The sequence below is a fragment of the Flavobacterium sp. 1355 genome (genome assembly GCF_017833415.1).
Lineage (GTDB): Bacteria > Bacteroidota > Bacteroidia > Flavobacteriales > Flavobacteriaceae > Flavobacterium.
Genome location: NZ_JAFICC010000006.1, coordinates 240736 through 255574 on the forward strand (window position 1 = coordinate 240736; position 14839 = coordinate 255574).

Here is a 14839-nt window from a genome sequence, read left to right on the forward strand (position 1 = left end):
TTATCGAATACTGTCGTGTGAGTGAGTCTGTACGCCATTATTCCATAAGGTAAGAATATCAGTTGCGACAGCAGCACCGCTTCCTGCAGCAATTGCCAGCTGGCTTCTCCAGCCTGCCAAAGTCCCTATTACATAAATTCCTTCTGCTACTTTATGATCGTTATTCTTTAGCTGAATACGTTGTTTTTCAGGAAGTGCCTTTTTGTGTGGTTCAATGTATTGCATTAAACCTTCGATATCAAAAGTATTTGCAGAACCAATTCCGATTACGATACTTTTAGTTTTATACGAATTTTTGTTTGTAGTAACCGTAAAGTCAGGAAAAGCTCCTTCAACTTTGATTACTTTTTCATTGGGAATCTGGACAATGTGAGGATAAGTTTGGGCTAAATCCTGAGTACTTTCAAAAAGTAATTCTGATCCTAATTTTCCCGGTGTTATGCCATAAGCATTGTAGAAAACTGCTTCTTGTAAAGACGAATTCTTTTGGTGGGTAAAAATTCCGATTTTTTTGTCGGTTACAAAAACTTTGTTTTTAGCGGAACCTAAAACCAGCGCACAAGACATGCCTGAAACACCACCGCCAATAATTAAAGTGTCAAACATATTATCTTCCGTTCGTTTTTTCTTCGATTTTTTTTGAAATTCTAAAAATCAAAAGAATCAAAACAGCACAAAACGAAGCTGCGATTCCAATAAAAGCTACTGCACTATCCCCTTGAAAAGGATTTTTAAAGTCAAGCAGCGTAATATTAAAAACAATTAAAGCTAATGCCAAAAGCACTAAGATTGAAGTGAAAATTTTCATAAGATTGTTTTTGTTTGTCTAAAATAATAAAGTAAACTCTGGCCATAAAACCTAAAGTTGTATTTAGAAATTTTAATGGGGGTAAATTTATAAAATTAAATGTTAGACAAACAAACCTTTAACATTAGCAGCGAATAATTTAACAGCAATTGCTAAAAGTATTACTCCAAATGTCTTGCGAACTACGCCCAGTCCGTTTTCTCCTAATAAAGTTTCTATTTTTTTAGACGATTTCAAAACAACATAAACCAATATAATATTCAATAAAATGGCAATAATAATATTTATAGTATGAAATTGAGATCGAAGTGAAAGTAAGGTAGTCATTGTTCCTGCTCCGGCAATTAATGGAAAAGCTAACGGAACAATCGAAGCAGATCCTGGTTCTTCATCACGATAGATCCTGATTCCTAAAATCATTTCCAAAGCCAGAAAAAATAAAACAAAAGATCCGGCAACAGCAAACGAGTGTACATCTATACCAATAAGGTTTAGCAGGCCTTCTCCAACAAAAAGAAAAACGATCATAATCATTCCGGCAACAATAGAGGCTTTTTCAGATTCGATGTGACCCACTTTTGCTCGAAGGTTTACAATGATCGGAATTGATCCTACGATATCAATTACTGCAAAAAGAACCATTCCGACAGTGATAATTTCCTTAAAATCAATTTCTAACATGTTTTTCTAATTTAGTATTTAAAAGATGTGCAAAGGTAAATAATAAAGTTAGGCCTTTTTTAGATATAAAATTCAAACCTTCACTTTTGTTATAAAAACATGTAATAACGACTAAAAAAGTGATTTTTGTAACAATTGTTGTGTTTCGTTGTTAATTTCTGTAGTAATCAGGCAAATTTTCTGAGGAGAATTTTTATCTCCTATATATGTATATAGTTTGACTATCTTTGCACTTTAATAAATTTAGTATTTTTTAGGTCATGTTTCAATTAGGTAAAACCATTATTTCAGAAGATATTCTTGAAAAAGAATTTGTGTGTAATCTATCAGCCTGCAAAGGAGCCTGCTGTGTTGACGGAGATGCCGGCGCACCTTTGAGTGAAGCAGAGACTAAAATCATGGAAGAAATTTATCCAAAAGTAAAACCTTTTTTGCGCAAGGAAGGGATTGCTGCTATTGAAGCACAGGGAACCTGGGTAAAAGGAACTGATGGTGATCTTGAAACACCTTTAATAGACGAGAAAGATTGTGCCTATGTTATTTTTGATGGAAAAACAGCACTTTGCGGAATTGAACAGGCCTATAATCAAGGAATTATAGACTGGAAAAAACCGGTTTCATGCCATTTATATCCAATACGTGTAAAAGACTTTACAGAGTTTGCCGCAGTCAATTATGATAAGTGGGATATTTGCGATGATGCATGCTCATTAGGAAAAGAATTAGAGGTTCCGGTTTATAAATTTGTTAAGGAAGCTTTAATCCGTCGCTTTGGCGAAGATTGGTATCTGGAACTTGAAAAAGTAGCTCAGGAACTCAAAAATTCCTAAAAAAATAAGTTTAAAAAATACACTTCTAAGGCTGTATTTTTTAACTCAAAAGATTAAAGTTTTGACTCAAAAAAAACTTTTAAAAACAATTTAAAATTTCTTGCTTTTTATTCTAAAAAGTCTATATTTTACGGCACTTAACGAGTAAATGATAATTTTAAAATGCTCATTTACAGTATTTTAATTATTGTCTGAAAAATTGACCACTTTTTCCCCGTTGTTAAAAACTACGTCAAATTGTGAATAAGTTTGGCTTTCATTTTTGGCAACAAATGACAATCTTTGTACTACCCTGAAAAAGCAAAAAATCAGTAAAAAAATTAAACATAAAAGCCATGTCGCAAGTCGAACCAATTTTACAAGAAAACAAGAACCGTTTCGTTATTTTTCCTATCAAACATCATGATATTTGGGAATGGTATAAGAAGATGGAAGCTAGTTTTTGGACTGCAGAAGAAATCGATTTGCATCAGGATTTAACAGACTGGAACAATAAGTTAAATGATGACGAAAGATATTTCATTAAACACATTCTTGCGTTTTTTGCTGCTTCTGACGGAATCGTAAATGAAAATCTTGCTGAAAACTTCGTAAACGAAGTGCAATATGCTGAAGCGAAGTTTTTTTACGGATTTCAAATCATGATGGAAAACATTCATAGTGAAACATATTCATTATTGATTGATACTTACGTAAAAGATGAAGCTGAAAAAGCAGAATTGTTCAACGCTTTGGAAGTTTTTCCTGCTATTGGCAAAAAAGCAGAATGGGCTTTAAAATGGATTGAGTCTGATTCATTTGCCGAAAGATTAATTGCTTTTGCTGCCGTTGAAGGAATCTTTTTCTCTGGTGCTTTCTGTTCCATTTACTGGTTGAAAAAACGTGGTTTAATGCCAGGCTTAACTTTTTCTAACGAGTTGATTTCTCGTGACGAAGGTGTACATTGTGATTTTGCAGTACACCTGCACAATCATCATTTGGTAAACAAAGTATCAAAAGAAAGAATTAAAGAAATTATTGTAGATGCCTTAAATATTGAAAGAGAATTTGTTACAGAATCCCTTCCGGTAAGTTTAATAGGTATGAATGCAACTTTAATGACACAATACCTGGAGTTTGTTGCTGACAGGCTTTTAGTAGAATTAGGTTGTGAGCGTGTTTATGGATCAGCGAATCCATTTGATTTCATGGATATGATTTCTCTTCAGGGAAAAACTAATTTCTTTGAAAAACGTGTTGCAGAATATCAAAAATCTGGTGTAATGAACACCGATAGTGATGCTCAGAAAATTTCATTCGATGCAGATTTTTAGACAACAAAATAGTTTAGTGTTTTACCCCAAATGAACATTAATTAAAATTACAATTTTATAACAAAACATTTTAGAATCTCTTTTCCCAAATCGCAGATTCAATAATTTTCAACGCTTTTTCGGTCTGATTTCAGATTGGAATAGGGCAGCTATTGAGAATGCTGTAATTCTCAAAAAATAATTTAAAAATACGCAATGTTTAAGTACTGGAATTCGTTTTCTAAGAGACTTTCATTTTTTCAATAAACCAAAAAATAGTAAGCTTATGTATGTAGTAAAAAGAGATGGCCACAAAGAGCCCGTAATGTTTGATAAGATTACAGAAAGAATCAAAAAATTGTGTTACGGGTTAAATGAACTCGTAGATCCTGTTAAGGTAGCGATGAGAGTTATCGAAGGATTGTATGACGGAGTTTCTACATCTGAACTTGATAATCTTGCAGCAGAAACAGCGGCTTCTATGACTATTGCGCATCCTGATTATGCACAATTGGCAGCTCGTGTGGCAATTTCAAACTTACACTCTAATACTAAAAAGTCGTTTTCTGAGACGATGAAAGATATGTACCATTACGTAAATCCAAGAAATGGTCAGGATGCGCCATTGCTTTCGGATGAAGTATTTAAAGTAATTCAGGAAAACGCAGCTTTCTTAGATTCTCATATCATTTATACAAGAGACTTTAATTACGATTACTTTGGTTTCAAAACTTTGGAGCGTTCGTATTTATTGAAAATCAACGGAAAAATCGTAGAAAGACCACAACATATGTTGATGCGTGTTTCTGTTGGTATTCACTTAGACGATTTAAAATCAGTAATCGAAACTTACGATTTAATGTCTAAAAAGTTCTTTACGCATGCAACGCCAACGTTGTTTAATGCCGGAACTCCAAAACCTCAAATGTCTTCTTGTTTCCTTTTGGCAATGCAGGATGATAGTATTGATGGTATTTATGATACATTAAAACAAACGGCTAAAATCTCGCAGTCAGCGGGAGGAATTGGTCTTTCTATTCATAACGTTCGTGCGACGGGATCTTACATCCGTGGTACAAACGGAACTTCAAACGGAATCGTACCAATGTTGAGAGTGTTTAACGATACGGCTCGATACGTAGATCAGGGTGGTGGAAAACGTAAAGGTAGTTTTGCGATTTACATCGAAACCTGGCATGCTGATATCTTCGAATTTTTGGATTTAAAGAAAAATACAGGAAAAGAAGAAATGCGTGCAAGAGATTTATTCTTCGCGATGTGGACTTCAGATTTATTCATGAAACGTGTTCAGGAAGATTCAACATGGACTTTAATGTGTCCTAACGAATGTCCTGGTCTATATGATGTTTACGGAGAAGAATTCGAAGCAATGTATACCGATTATGAATTTAGAGGAAAAGGCAGAAAAACCATTCGTGCACGTGAATTATGGGAGAAAATCCTGGAGTCACAAATCGAAACCGGAACACCTTATATGTTGTACAAAGATGCAGCAAACCGTAAATCGAACCACAAAAATTTAGGAACAATTCGTTCATCAAACTTGTGTACAGAGATTATGGAGTATACTTCTAAAGATGAAATTGCGGTTTGTAACCTGGCTTCTATTTCATTGCCAATGTTTATTGAAAACGGAAAATTTGATCACGAAGCACTTTACAATGTTACAAAACGTGTAACCCGCAACCTGAACAAAGTAATCGACAGAAACTACTATCCTGTAAAAGAAGCAGAAAACTCAAATATGCGTCACCGTCCGGTAGGATTGGGTGTGCAAGGTTTGGCAGACGCTTTCATCATGTTGCGTATGCCTTTTACAAGTGATGAAGCAAAAACCTTAAATCAGGAAATTTTCGAAACATTATACTTCGCAGCCGTAACCGCTTCTATGGAAATGGCAAAAGAAGAAGGGCCATATTCTACATTTGAAGGATCTCCAATGTCTAAAGGAGAATTTCAATACAATATGTGGGGAATGAAAGATGAAGAATTATCTGGTCGTTGGGACTGGGCTTCATTAAGAAAAGAAGTAATGGAACACGGAGTTCGTAACTCATTATTAGTGGCGCCAATGCCAACTGCTTCGACTTCGCAAATTCTTGGAAACAACGAAGCTTTTGAACCATATACATCAAACATTTACACACGTCGTGTACTGTCTGGGGAGTTCATTGTAGTAAACAAACACTTACTTCATGATTTAGTAGAAAGAGGTTTGTGGAATGAGACTTTGAAACAAGAAATCATGCGTCATAACGGATCTGTTCAAAATATTGATGTGATTCCACAAGACCTGAAAGAATTGTATAAAACAGTTTGGGAAATGTCGATGAAGGATATTATCGATATGTCTCGTCAAAGAGGTTATTTCATTGATCAATCGCAATCATTGAACTTGTTCATGCAAGATGCAAACTATTCTAAACTTACGTCAATGCACTTCTACGCTTGGCAATCAGGTTTAAAAACAGGAATGTATTACCTAAGAACGAAATCGGCCGTTGATGCGATTAAATTCACGTTAAACAATGATAAAAAAGAAGAAACACCAACATTAGTTGCAGCAACCGAAGAAATCAGTGTTGAGGATTATAAAGCAATGCTTTTGAAAGCTCAAGCGGCAGATCCTGAGGATTGTGAAATGTGTGGGTCTTAATAATTTTAGAGTTCAGATCTAAGATTTTAGATTTTTAGAAAATAGAAAGCAGTTATTGTAATGATAGCTGCTTTTTTTGTGTTCAAGTCTTAGCGAGGAACGAAGCAATCACACTAAAATGGATTTACGAATTTGATTTACGAGATGAGATTGCTTTATTTGTGTAAAGACCAAAGAAAGGAGAATCGTAGTATTTCAACCTCAGAACCTTTTTCTCCAAATCACATTTTCACCCCCATTTTTTTGCAATATCATACAAAAGCAAGGCAATTTGTTAAGAAATCCTTTTTTGTTTCATAAAATGCAATATTTTTTTTGGTGCGGTAAAAATAATTTATACATTCGCAGAGAATTTAAATAATAACACAAACAAAATGGCAACTAACCGTTTTTATTTTAGCAACTCTTTTTATTTCTTCTTTAGTAGAAGTGAGGATTGTGCTATGGTTATTTGAAAAATATAAAAGACAAATAAAACTAATATACAATCCTGATGCAAATCAGGATTTTTTTTTGAATATATGACAACTAAAATTGCAATACAAGGTATAAAAGGTTCTTTTCATCATCAGGTGGTTAAGGAGTATTTCTCTGAAAATGTGGTTATTGATGAATGTTTGTCTTTTGAAGAATTGATCGACAGTCTGATTTCGGGAAAATCGGATCAGGCAGTAATGGCGATTGAAAATTCGATTGCAGGACCAATTATTCCGAATTATGCATTGATTGACAAGAATAATTTACACATTATTGGAGAGCATTATTTGAGCATTCACCAAAATTTAATGACTTTAAAAGGTCAGAAAATTGAAGATATAAAAGAAGTTCATTCGCACCCAATGGCACTATTGCAATGTATGGATTTTCTGAAGCAATATCCGAACATCAAATTGGTTGAAGATAAAGATACAGCCGAAACTGCCAGAAGAATTCAGGAAAAACAATTGACAGGAATCGCCGCAATTGCAAGCAGAACGGCTTCTGAAATGTATGATTTAGAAATTATCGCTCCAGAGATTCAAACGATCAAAAACAACATGACTCGTTTTGTAATTATTAAAAAACAGAATTCATTTTTACCGGAAAGCGAAATTAACAGAGCTTCAATTAAATTTGAATTAGATCATAAAAGAGGAAGTTTAGCAGCAGTTTTAAATGTAATGAGCGACTGCAAACTGAATTTAACAAAGATTCAGTCGCTTCCGAAAATTGAAACGCCCTGGAAATATTCGTTTTTCGTAGATGTAACATTTGAGAAATACGAAGATTTTGCAAAAGCCAAAACGTTATTAAATATAATGGCAGAATATTTTAAGGTTTTAGGAGAATATAAAAATACTAAACCTTACATAGGTTAGAGGTTATTTGTTAAAAGTTAGAAGTTTAAGAAGAATGCTTAAAGCTTACGGCCTAAAGCGTAAAGCAAAAATTAGAAAAAATGATTACAACAGCAAAAAGATTAGATACAGTTGAAGAATACTACTTCTCCTCAAAATTGAGAGAAGTACGTCAGCTGCAGTCTGAGGGGAAATCTATCATCAATATGGGAATCGGAAGCCCTGATTTGAGTCCGTCGAAAGCAGTAATTGAAGCGGTTACCGCGGCAATTCAGGATGAAAACGGGCATGGTTATCAGAGTTATCAGGGATTGCCGGAATTGAGAAAGGGAATGGCAGATTTTTATCAGAATCAATTTGGTGTTGCATTAAATCCGAATAATGAGATTTTGCCTTTGATGGGTTCGAAAGAAGGAATTATGCATATTTCGTTGGCTTTTTTAAATGAAGGCGATCACGTTTTAATTCCAAATCCGGGGTATCCAACTTATACGTCGGTAACCAATTTGGTAGGAGCTGTTCCGGCTTATTATGATCTGAAAGAAGCAAATGCATGGGAACCGGATTTTGCAGCTTTGGAAAAACTGGATCTTTCGAAAGTAAAAATAATGTGGCTGGGTTATCCGCACATGCCAACAGGAGCGAGAGGAAGTTTAGCGTTATTTGAAAAATTGGTTGCTTTTGCTAAAAAACACAACATATTATTGGTAAACGATAATCCGTATAGTTTTGTTTTGAATGATAATCCGATGAGTTTGTTGCAGATTGAGGGAGCTAAAGAAGTGGCTCTGGAATTGAATTCATTAAGCAAAACCTTCAACATGGCAGGCTGGAGAGTTGGAATGGTTTTAGGAAATCCGGAAATTATCGATGCAGTCCTGAAAGTAAAAAGCAACATGGACAGCGGAATGTATTACGGAATTCAAAAAGGTGCAGTTGCAGCCTTGAATTGTGATAAATCATGGTTCGAAGATCAGAACAAAATTTACAGACGCCGTCGTGAATTGACCGAAAAGCTTGCAGAAAAATTAGGCTGCGAAGTTTATAAGGATGGAGTTGGACTTTTTGTTTGGGCAAAATTGCCGGAAGGAATCGAATCAGCAGAAAAGTTCATTGACGAAATATTATACGAGAAACATATTTTTATCACACCGGGAACAATCTTCGGAAGTAATGGCGAAGGATATATCAGATTCTCGTTGTGTGTGAAAGAAGAAAAAGTACAAGAGGCGATCGACAGATTTTAGATTTCCTGCAAGGTTTTCAAAACCTTGTAGGTATGAGTTTGAAGGTCTTAATATAAAACACCTACAAGGTTTTGAAAACCTTGCAGGAGATGTAAAGCTCTTATGAAAACGAGAGGCTCTAGCCCTGATAGAAGCGGCATCCTTTTATGGTGGGGTCACCATAAAAGATACAGCGGATAGCAGGTATCAGCTTCAAATAAAAATAAATATGAAAGTATACGTAATAGGAATAGGGTTAATAGGCGGTTCGATGGTGCTGGACATCAAAGAGAAACATCCTGATTCGACTATTTTTGGAATAGATAATAATGAAAAACATTTGCAGGAAGCAATTGACTTGGGTGTTATCGATCAGGCAGGGAACTTTGAGGATTTGGCTGAAGCCGATTTTGTAATTGTTTCGGTTCCTGTTGATGTGGCACTGGTTGTTTTGCCAAAAGTATTGGATTTGGTTGGAGACAAAACAATTGTTTTTGAAGTCGGATCCACTAAAAAACCAATTTGCGATGCAGTGGCCAGTCATCCGAAAAGAAGAAATTTTATCGCCACGCATCCAATTGCAGGAACAGAATTTTCCGGACCTTCAGCAGCGATAAGAGGTTTGTTTAAAGGAAAGACAAACATTATTTGCGAAGTGGAAAAAACCACTTTTAAATTGCAGGAAAAGGCGTTACAGCTTTTTAGCGAAATCGGTATGAGGATTCGATATATGGACCCGACTTCACACGACAAACACATTGCTTATGTTTCGCATTTGTCGCACATTAGTTCATTTATGCTCGGAAAAACGGTGATGAACAAAGAAAAAGATGAACAGGATATTTTTGATATGGCGGGAAGTGGATTTGAAAGTACGGTTCGTTTAGCAAAAAGTTCTCCCGCAATGTGGACACCGATTTTTAAACAAAACAAAGAACACGTTATTGAAACTTTAGAAGAATATATTTCAAATCTCAGCCGGTTTAGGGATTTGCTAAAAGAAGATAATTACAACGCCATTTTTGAAGAAATGGAAAGCACAAATAAAATAAAAGAAATACTAAACGGATTAACAACAACTAAAAAGTAAATTAGAATTAAGATGGAAAATAAGAAAGAAATGAGAAAGTGGTTAGAAGATTTCAATTTAAATCACCCACTTGTGATAGCTGGACCTTGTAGTGCAGAAACGGAAGATCAGGTTTTGAAAATTGCTCACGAATTAAAAGATTCAAAAGTTAGTGTATTCAGAGCCGGAATCTGGAAACCAAGAACGCGTCCGGGAGGATTTGAAGGTGTTGGAGAAATTGGTTTAAAATGGCTGCAAAAAGCTAAAAAAGAAACTGGTTTATTAATGGGTACTGAGGTTGCTACTGCAGCGCATTGTAAACTGGCTTTAGAACATGATATCGACGTTTTATGGGTTGGTGCACGTACAACTGCAAATCCATTCGCAGTTCAGGAAATTGCTGATACTTTAAAAGGAACTGATAAAATCGTTTTGGTTAAAAACCCTGTAAACCCTGATTTAGCTTTATGGTTAGGTGGTGTTGAACGTTTACATATGGCAGGAATTGAGAAATTGGGAGTTATTCACAGAGGTTTCTCTACTTACGAAAAAACAAAATACAGAAATATTCCGGAATGGCAAATTGCTATCGAATTGCAAAATAAATTTCCTGATTTACCATTAATCATCGATCCGTCTCACATTACAGGAGATCGTAAAATGATTTTCGAAGTAACACAGGAAGCTTTAGATTTGAACTACGATGGTATGATTATCGAAACGCACTACGATCCGGACAATGCCTGGTCTGATGCTGCGCAGCAAGTTACTCCTGATGCTTTGAAACAAATCATTAAAGATTTGACAATCAGAAAAACAGATGATACTACAGATGAGTACAGTTCAAAAATGACAAAACTTAGAGCTAACATCGACGTTTTGGACGCTAACTTATTAGAGTTATTAGGAAAACGTATGAAAGTTGCTGACGAAATTGGGCAGGTGAAAAAAGATGCAAACGTAGCGATTCTTCAAAACAATCGTTGGAATGAAATCTTAGGAAAAATGATTTTAGAAGGTGAGAAAAAAGGTCTTACTGAAGAGTTTGTTCTGAGAATGTTCAAAGCAATTCACCAGGAAAGTATTGGTCACCAGGAGAAAATCTTCAATGCATAATTGGAATTAAACCATTATAAGTGATATAAGTAAATTTGAGTCTTTTGCTAATGTGAAATTTAATTTTCTTATATCATATATTAAAAATGATTGTTTTTTTAAAATCCCCATCACTTTGAAGAAAAGTGTTTGGGGATTTTTGTTTTATATAACATAGCCCACGGTTTCAACCGTGGAGACGGATTTATAATCTTTATCATCACCACGGTTGAAACCGTGAGCTATGTTTAAAATTATTCATTTATCTTTGTAAGGATTTCGGTTTTGAATCTGAAATCTAATCCCGAAGTTTCGGGACAACAATATAAAATTAAAGAATGACAGGACTCGTATATAAATCTACAGGAAGCTGGTACACTGTAAAATCTGAAAAAGGCGATTTTATAGAATGCCGTATGAAAGGGAAGTTTAGGATGAAAGGTATTAAAAGTACCAATCCTATTGCTGTGGGCGATATTGTAGATTACGAACTTGAGGAAACTTCAGATGCTCTTACGGGAACGATTTTTAATATTCACGAAAGAAAGAATTATATTGTTCGTAAATCGGTTAACCTGTCGCATCAAATGCATATTATTGCGTCGAATATTGATCGTGTTTTTTTATTGATTACGATTAATAATCCGCCAACAACCTTTAACTTTATAGATCGTTTTTTGGTAACTGCCGAGGCTTATAACATTGAAACTATTTTGGTTTTTAATAAAATAGATACTTTTGATGAGCCCACTTTGGAAGATCAATTGTATATGCAATATGTCTATCAGCAAATTGGTTACAAATGTCTTCGTGTTTCTTCAACAGAAATGAAAGGTATTGACGAGCTAAAAGAAATGATGATTGGCAAAGTAAGTATGTTCTCAGGACATTCAGGTGTTGGGAAATCAACTTTGGTAAATGCGATGGAACCTTCTCTGCATCTTAAAACCAAAACTATTTCAGAGGCCAGCAAACAAGGTCAGCATACAACTACTTTTGCTGAAATGTATGATTTGTCTTTTAATGCAAAAATTATCGATACTCCGGGAATAAAAGGTTTCGGAATTGTAGATATGGAAAAAGAAGAAATCAGCGGTTATTTTCCGGAATTCTTCAAGCTGAAAGATCAATGCAAGTTTAACAACTGTCTGCATAAAGAAGAACCGCATTGTGCTATCAAAGCCGCTTTAGAAAGGGACGAAATCGCCTGGTCCCGTTATAATAGTTATCTTAAGATTCTCGAGGGTGATGATGAGCATTATCGAACGGATACTTACGGGGAAGACCGTGCGGCGAGTGATGAAACAAGGAAATAAAAAAATAAGACGAAAGTCAATCAAAAGTGATACTTATAGACTTTAAACTTTAAAAACTTTAAGCTTAAAAATAAATGAAAGTTGTTCTTCAAAGAGTTTCACAAGCATCTGTTACTGTTGACGGAAACAAAACTGCAGACATTCAAAAAGGATTATTAGTTTTAGTAGGTATTGAAGATGCCGATACTCAGGAAGACATTGAATGGCTTGCTGGAAAAATCATTAAAATGAGGATTTTTAGCGATGAAAATGATGTCATGAACTGCTCGGTTCAGGATATTGATGGCGATATAATTGTAGTAAGTCAATTTACACTTCATGCTTCTACAAAAAAAGGAAACCGTCCTTCTTATATAAAAGCTTCAAAACCAGAGTTTGCAATTCCGATGTATGAAAATTTTGTAAAAGCTTTAGAAAAAGAATTTCAAAAGAAAATTCAAACCGGAATTTTTGGTGCCGACATGAAAGTCAGTCTGTTAAATGATGGTCCGGTAACCATTTTGATGGATAGTAAAAATAGAGAATAAAATTTCTTAAAGATATGTTAAGGATTTCTAAAAATAATATATATTTGACGAAATTACTTACTAAATGAAAAGCCCTTTTTTTGCGTTATTTTTTTTATTTTTTACGCTTATTTCTTCTGCTCAAAAGAGCGAATATACTATATCTTCAATTAACGATACTCTGAAGGAAAATGCCAATGCTGTTGTTCGACTTAACCAAGTTGATATTGTGATAGCCTCACAAAGAAGCATGAATATTAAAGCACAAAGAGTTGTAACGGTTCTGAACGAAAAAGGAATGAGTGAAATTGATGCTTATCAGCATTATGACAAAACCACAACGATAAAAAATATTGAAGCAGTTGTTTACGATGCTTTTGGTAATGAAATTAAAAAAATTAAACGAAAAGATTTCAAAGACCAAAGCGCTGTAAGCGGAAGTACTCTTTTCTCAGATAGCCGTGTTTTATTTCTGGATTATACTCCTATTTCCTATCCTTTTACCATTATATATAATAATGAAGTTGAAACTTCAAATACTGCATTTATTCCTCAGTGGTTTCCGTTGCAAGGTTATTATTTAGGCGTAGAAAAAAGTATCCTAAATGTAACCTTTCCAAACAATCTTGGATTCAAAAAGAAAGAATTTCAGTTTTCAGATTACAACATCAAAAAAACGGAAGACAGCGATACAAAATTATCCTATGTAGCAATTAATATTCCGGCTCAAAAGCAAGAGGATTATAGCCCGTCTTACAAAGACCTTTTTCCTAAAGTAATGTTAGGCTTAGAAAAATTTCATTTGGAAGGTTATGACGGAACGGCTACCACATGGGAAGCATTCGGGAAATGGTATGGCGAAAAGATTTTGACAGGGACTACAATCTTGCCGGAAGAAACTAAAGTGAAAATAAAAGCATTAGTGGGCGATGAAAAAGATCCGGTAAAAAAAGCAAAAATCATTTATGACTATGTTCAGAAAAAATCCAGGTATGTGAATATTGCGATCGGTATAGGCGGCTGGAAACCAATGCTTGCAACAGATGTTGATCGTCTTGGATATGGAGATTGTAAGGCATTGACAAACTATACTAAAGCACTTTTGCAAGCAGTAGATGTTCCGTCATACAATACAATCTTATATGGAGATACCTATAAAACAAACATTCAGTCTGATTTTGTTTCCATGCAGGGAAATCATATGATTTTGTCTATCCCTACAAACAATGGATACACATGGTTAGAATGTACAAGTCAGGATGATCCTTTTGGTTATCAGGGAATTTTTACAGATGACAGAGATGTTCTGATAGTAAAACCAGAAGGAGGAGAAATTGTCCGGACTACTATATATGAAGACAAAACAAATACTCAAAAAGACAAAGGAAGTTATACAATTGATGAAAACGGAAATTTTTCGGGATCAATTTTTATAGTTTCTGAGGGAACTCAATATAGTATAAAATCCAGAGTGGAGCATTTACAGCCTACAGAAAAGGAAGCACACTACAAAGACTATTGGGATAATATCAATAATTTGAAACTGGGAAAAATAACTTTTACAAATGACAAGGAAAATATTCGTTTTACCGAAGATGTGCAGCTCAGCGCAATAAATTATGCTTCGATTGCCGCTAATAAAATGATTTTTCCTGTTGATGCATTCAATCAAAATGGCACAAATATAAAAAGAATCAGAAACAGGAAAAATCCTTTCCAGATCCAACGCGGTTATTTAGATACAGACGAAATCGAAATCAGCCTTCCGTCAGGTTTTACAATTGAGTTTTTACCTTCAGATTTTGAATTGAAAGGAAAATTTGGTGAGTACAAAACCGAAATCATCAAAAAGGAAAATAATAAACTGACCTACAAACGCTCTATGTTTTTAAATAAAGGAAAATATTCAAATAAGGAATATGATGAATACCGTCTTTTTATGGAGCAGATATCAAGAAACGATAACGCCAAAATTATATTAACTAAGAATTAATTCAAACCA

The 14839-nt window shown here is 34.6% G+C and carries 13 protein-coding genes; 10 read left to right on the plus strand and 3 right to left on the minus strand.

Annotated elements, in window-relative coordinates; translation table 11 throughout:
* The 3 genes from JOD96_RS09830 to JOD96_RS09840 all read right to left on the minus strand — a co-directional run bounded on the left by JOD96_RS09830 (window position 1) and on the right by JOD96_RS09840 (window position 1489).
* Window positions 1-606, minus strand: a complete 606-nt coding sequence (locus JOD96_RS09830) for an FAD-dependent oxidoreductase (protein WP_209564103.1) — start codon at window positions 604-606, stop codon at window positions 1-3.
* Between the two features lies 1 nt (window position 607).
* A complete protein-coding gene (locus JOD96_RS09835; protein ID WP_047778985.1) occupies window positions 608-808 on the minus strand; it encodes a hypothetical protein in 201 nt (66 codons plus the stop codon).
* A gap of 102 nt (window positions 809-910) precedes the next feature.
* A complete protein-coding gene (locus tag JOD96_RS09840; RefSeq protein ID WP_035681888.1) occupies window positions 911-1489 on the minus strand; it encodes a MarC family protein in 579 nt (192 codons plus the stop codon).
* Between the two features lie 260 nt (window positions 1490-1749).
* On the opposite strand from JOD96_RS09840, the gene JOD96_RS09845 reads away from it, so the two are divergent.
* The 10 genes from JOD96_RS09845 to JOD96_RS09890 all read left to right on the plus strand — a co-directional run bounded on the left by JOD96_RS09845 (window position 1750) and on the right by JOD96_RS09890 (window position 14830).
* The gene (locus tag JOD96_RS09845; protein ID WP_209564104.1) at window positions 1750-2319 is read left to right on the plus strand and encodes a DUF3109 family protein; all 570 of its coding nucleotides are present in this window, start codon (window positions 1750-1752) and stop codon (window positions 2317-2319) included.
* 335 nt (window positions 2320-2654) lie between these two features.
* Entirely contained in the window at window positions 2655-3632 is a 978-nt protein-coding gene (locus JOD96_RS09850; protein ID WP_209564105.1) for a ribonucleotide-diphosphate reductase subunit beta, read from the plus strand.
* Window positions 3633-3897: 265 nt separating this feature from the next.
* Window positions 3898-6288 carry a ribonucleoside-diphosphate reductase subunit alpha gene (locus tag JOD96_RS09855; protein WP_209564106.1) on the plus strand — a complete coding sequence of 797 codons (2391 nt, stop codon included), beginning with the start codon at window positions 3898-3900 and terminating at the stop codon, window positions 6286-6288.
* Window positions 6289-6809: 521 nt separating this feature from the next.
* Entirely contained in the window at window positions 6810-7646 is an 837-nt protein-coding gene (locus JOD96_RS09860) for a prephenate dehydratase (protein ID WP_209564107.1), read from the plus strand.
* A gap of 80 nt (window positions 7647-7726) precedes the next feature.
* Complete coding sequence (locus JOD96_RS09865) at window positions 7727-8872, plus strand: pyridoxal phosphate-dependent aminotransferase (RefSeq protein ID WP_209564108.1); 1146 nt, start codon at window positions 7727-7729, stop codon at window positions 8870-8872.
* A 208-nt stretch (window positions 8873-9080) separates the two neighbouring features.
* The gene (locus tag JOD96_RS09870; protein ID WP_209564109.1) at window positions 9081-9941 is read left to right on the plus strand and encodes a prephenate dehydrogenase; all 861 of its coding nucleotides are present in this window, start codon (window positions 9081-9083) and stop codon (window positions 9939-9941) included.
* Window positions 9942-9953: 12 nt separating this feature from the next.
* Complete coding sequence (locus JOD96_RS09875; RefSeq protein WP_026983484.1) at window positions 9954-11036, plus strand: bifunctional 3-deoxy-7-phosphoheptulonate synthase/chorismate mutase type II; 1083 nt, start codon at window positions 9954-9956, stop codon at window positions 11034-11036.
* A 317-nt stretch (window positions 11037-11353) separates the two neighbouring features.
* Window positions 11354-12331 (plus strand): ribosome small subunit-dependent GTPase A, encoded by a 978-nt coding sequence (gene rsgA, locus JOD96_RS09880; protein ID WP_209564110.1) that lies wholly within the window; start codon window positions 11354-11356, stop codon window positions 12329-12331.
* Window positions 12332-12405: 74 nt separating this feature from the next.
* A complete protein-coding gene (gene dtd, locus JOD96_RS09885) occupies window positions 12406-12858 on the plus strand; it encodes a D-aminoacyl-tRNA deacylase (protein ID WP_209564111.1) in 453 nt (150 codons plus the stop codon).
* Between the two features lie 64 nt (window positions 12859-12922).
* Entirely contained in the window at window positions 12923-14830 is a 1908-nt protein-coding gene (locus tag JOD96_RS09890) for a DUF3857 domain-containing protein (protein WP_209564112.1), read from the plus strand.
* Window positions 14831-14839 lie beyond the last annotated feature (9 nt).

Coding starts and splice junctions, on each gene's coding strand:
- JOD96_RS09830 (WP_209564103.1), bottom strand. CDS start 606: ATGTTTGACACTTTAATTATTGGCGGTGGTGTTTCAGGCATGTCTTGT.
- JOD96_RS09835 (WP_047778985.1), bottom strand. CDS start 808: ATGAAAATTTTCACTTCAATCTTAGTGCTTTTGGCATTAGCTTTAATT.
- JOD96_RS09840 (WP_035681888.1), bottom strand. CDS start 1,489: ATGTTAGAAATTGATTTTAAGGAAATTATCACTGTCGGAATGGTTCTT.
- JOD96_RS09845 (WP_209564104.1), top strand. CDS start 1,750: ATGTTTCAATTAGGTAAAACCATTATTTCAGAAGATATTCTTGAAAAA.
- JOD96_RS09850 (WP_209564105.1), top strand. CDS start 2,655: ATGTCGCAAGTCGAACCAATTTTACAAGAAAACAAGAACCGTTTCGTT.
- JOD96_RS09855 (WP_209564106.1), top strand. CDS start 3,898: ATGTATGTAGTAAAAAGAGATGGCCACAAAGAGCCCGTAATGTTTGAT.
- JOD96_RS09860 (WP_209564107.1), top strand. CDS start 6,810: ATGACAACTAAAATTGCAATACAAGGTATAAAAGGTTCTTTTCATCAT.
- JOD96_RS09865 (WP_209564108.1), top strand. CDS start 7,727: ATGATTACAACAGCAAAAAGATTAGATACAGTTGAAGAATACTACTTC.
- JOD96_RS09870 (WP_209564109.1), top strand. CDS start 9,081: ATGAAAGTATACGTAATAGGAATAGGGTTAATAGGCGGTTCGATGGTG.
- JOD96_RS09875 (WP_026983484.1), top strand. CDS start 9,954: ATGGAAAATAAGAAAGAAATGAGAAAGTGGTTAGAAGATTTCAATTTA.
- rsgA (WP_209564110.1), top strand. CDS start 11,354: ATGACAGGACTCGTATATAAATCTACAGGAAGCTGGTACACTGTAAAA.
- dtd (WP_209564111.1), top strand. CDS start 12,406: ATGAAAGTTGTTCTTCAAAGAGTTTCACAAGCATCTGTTACTGTTGAC.
- JOD96_RS09890 (WP_209564112.1), top strand. CDS start 12,923: ATGAAAAGCCCTTTTTTTGCGTTATTTTTTTTATTTTTTACGCTTATT.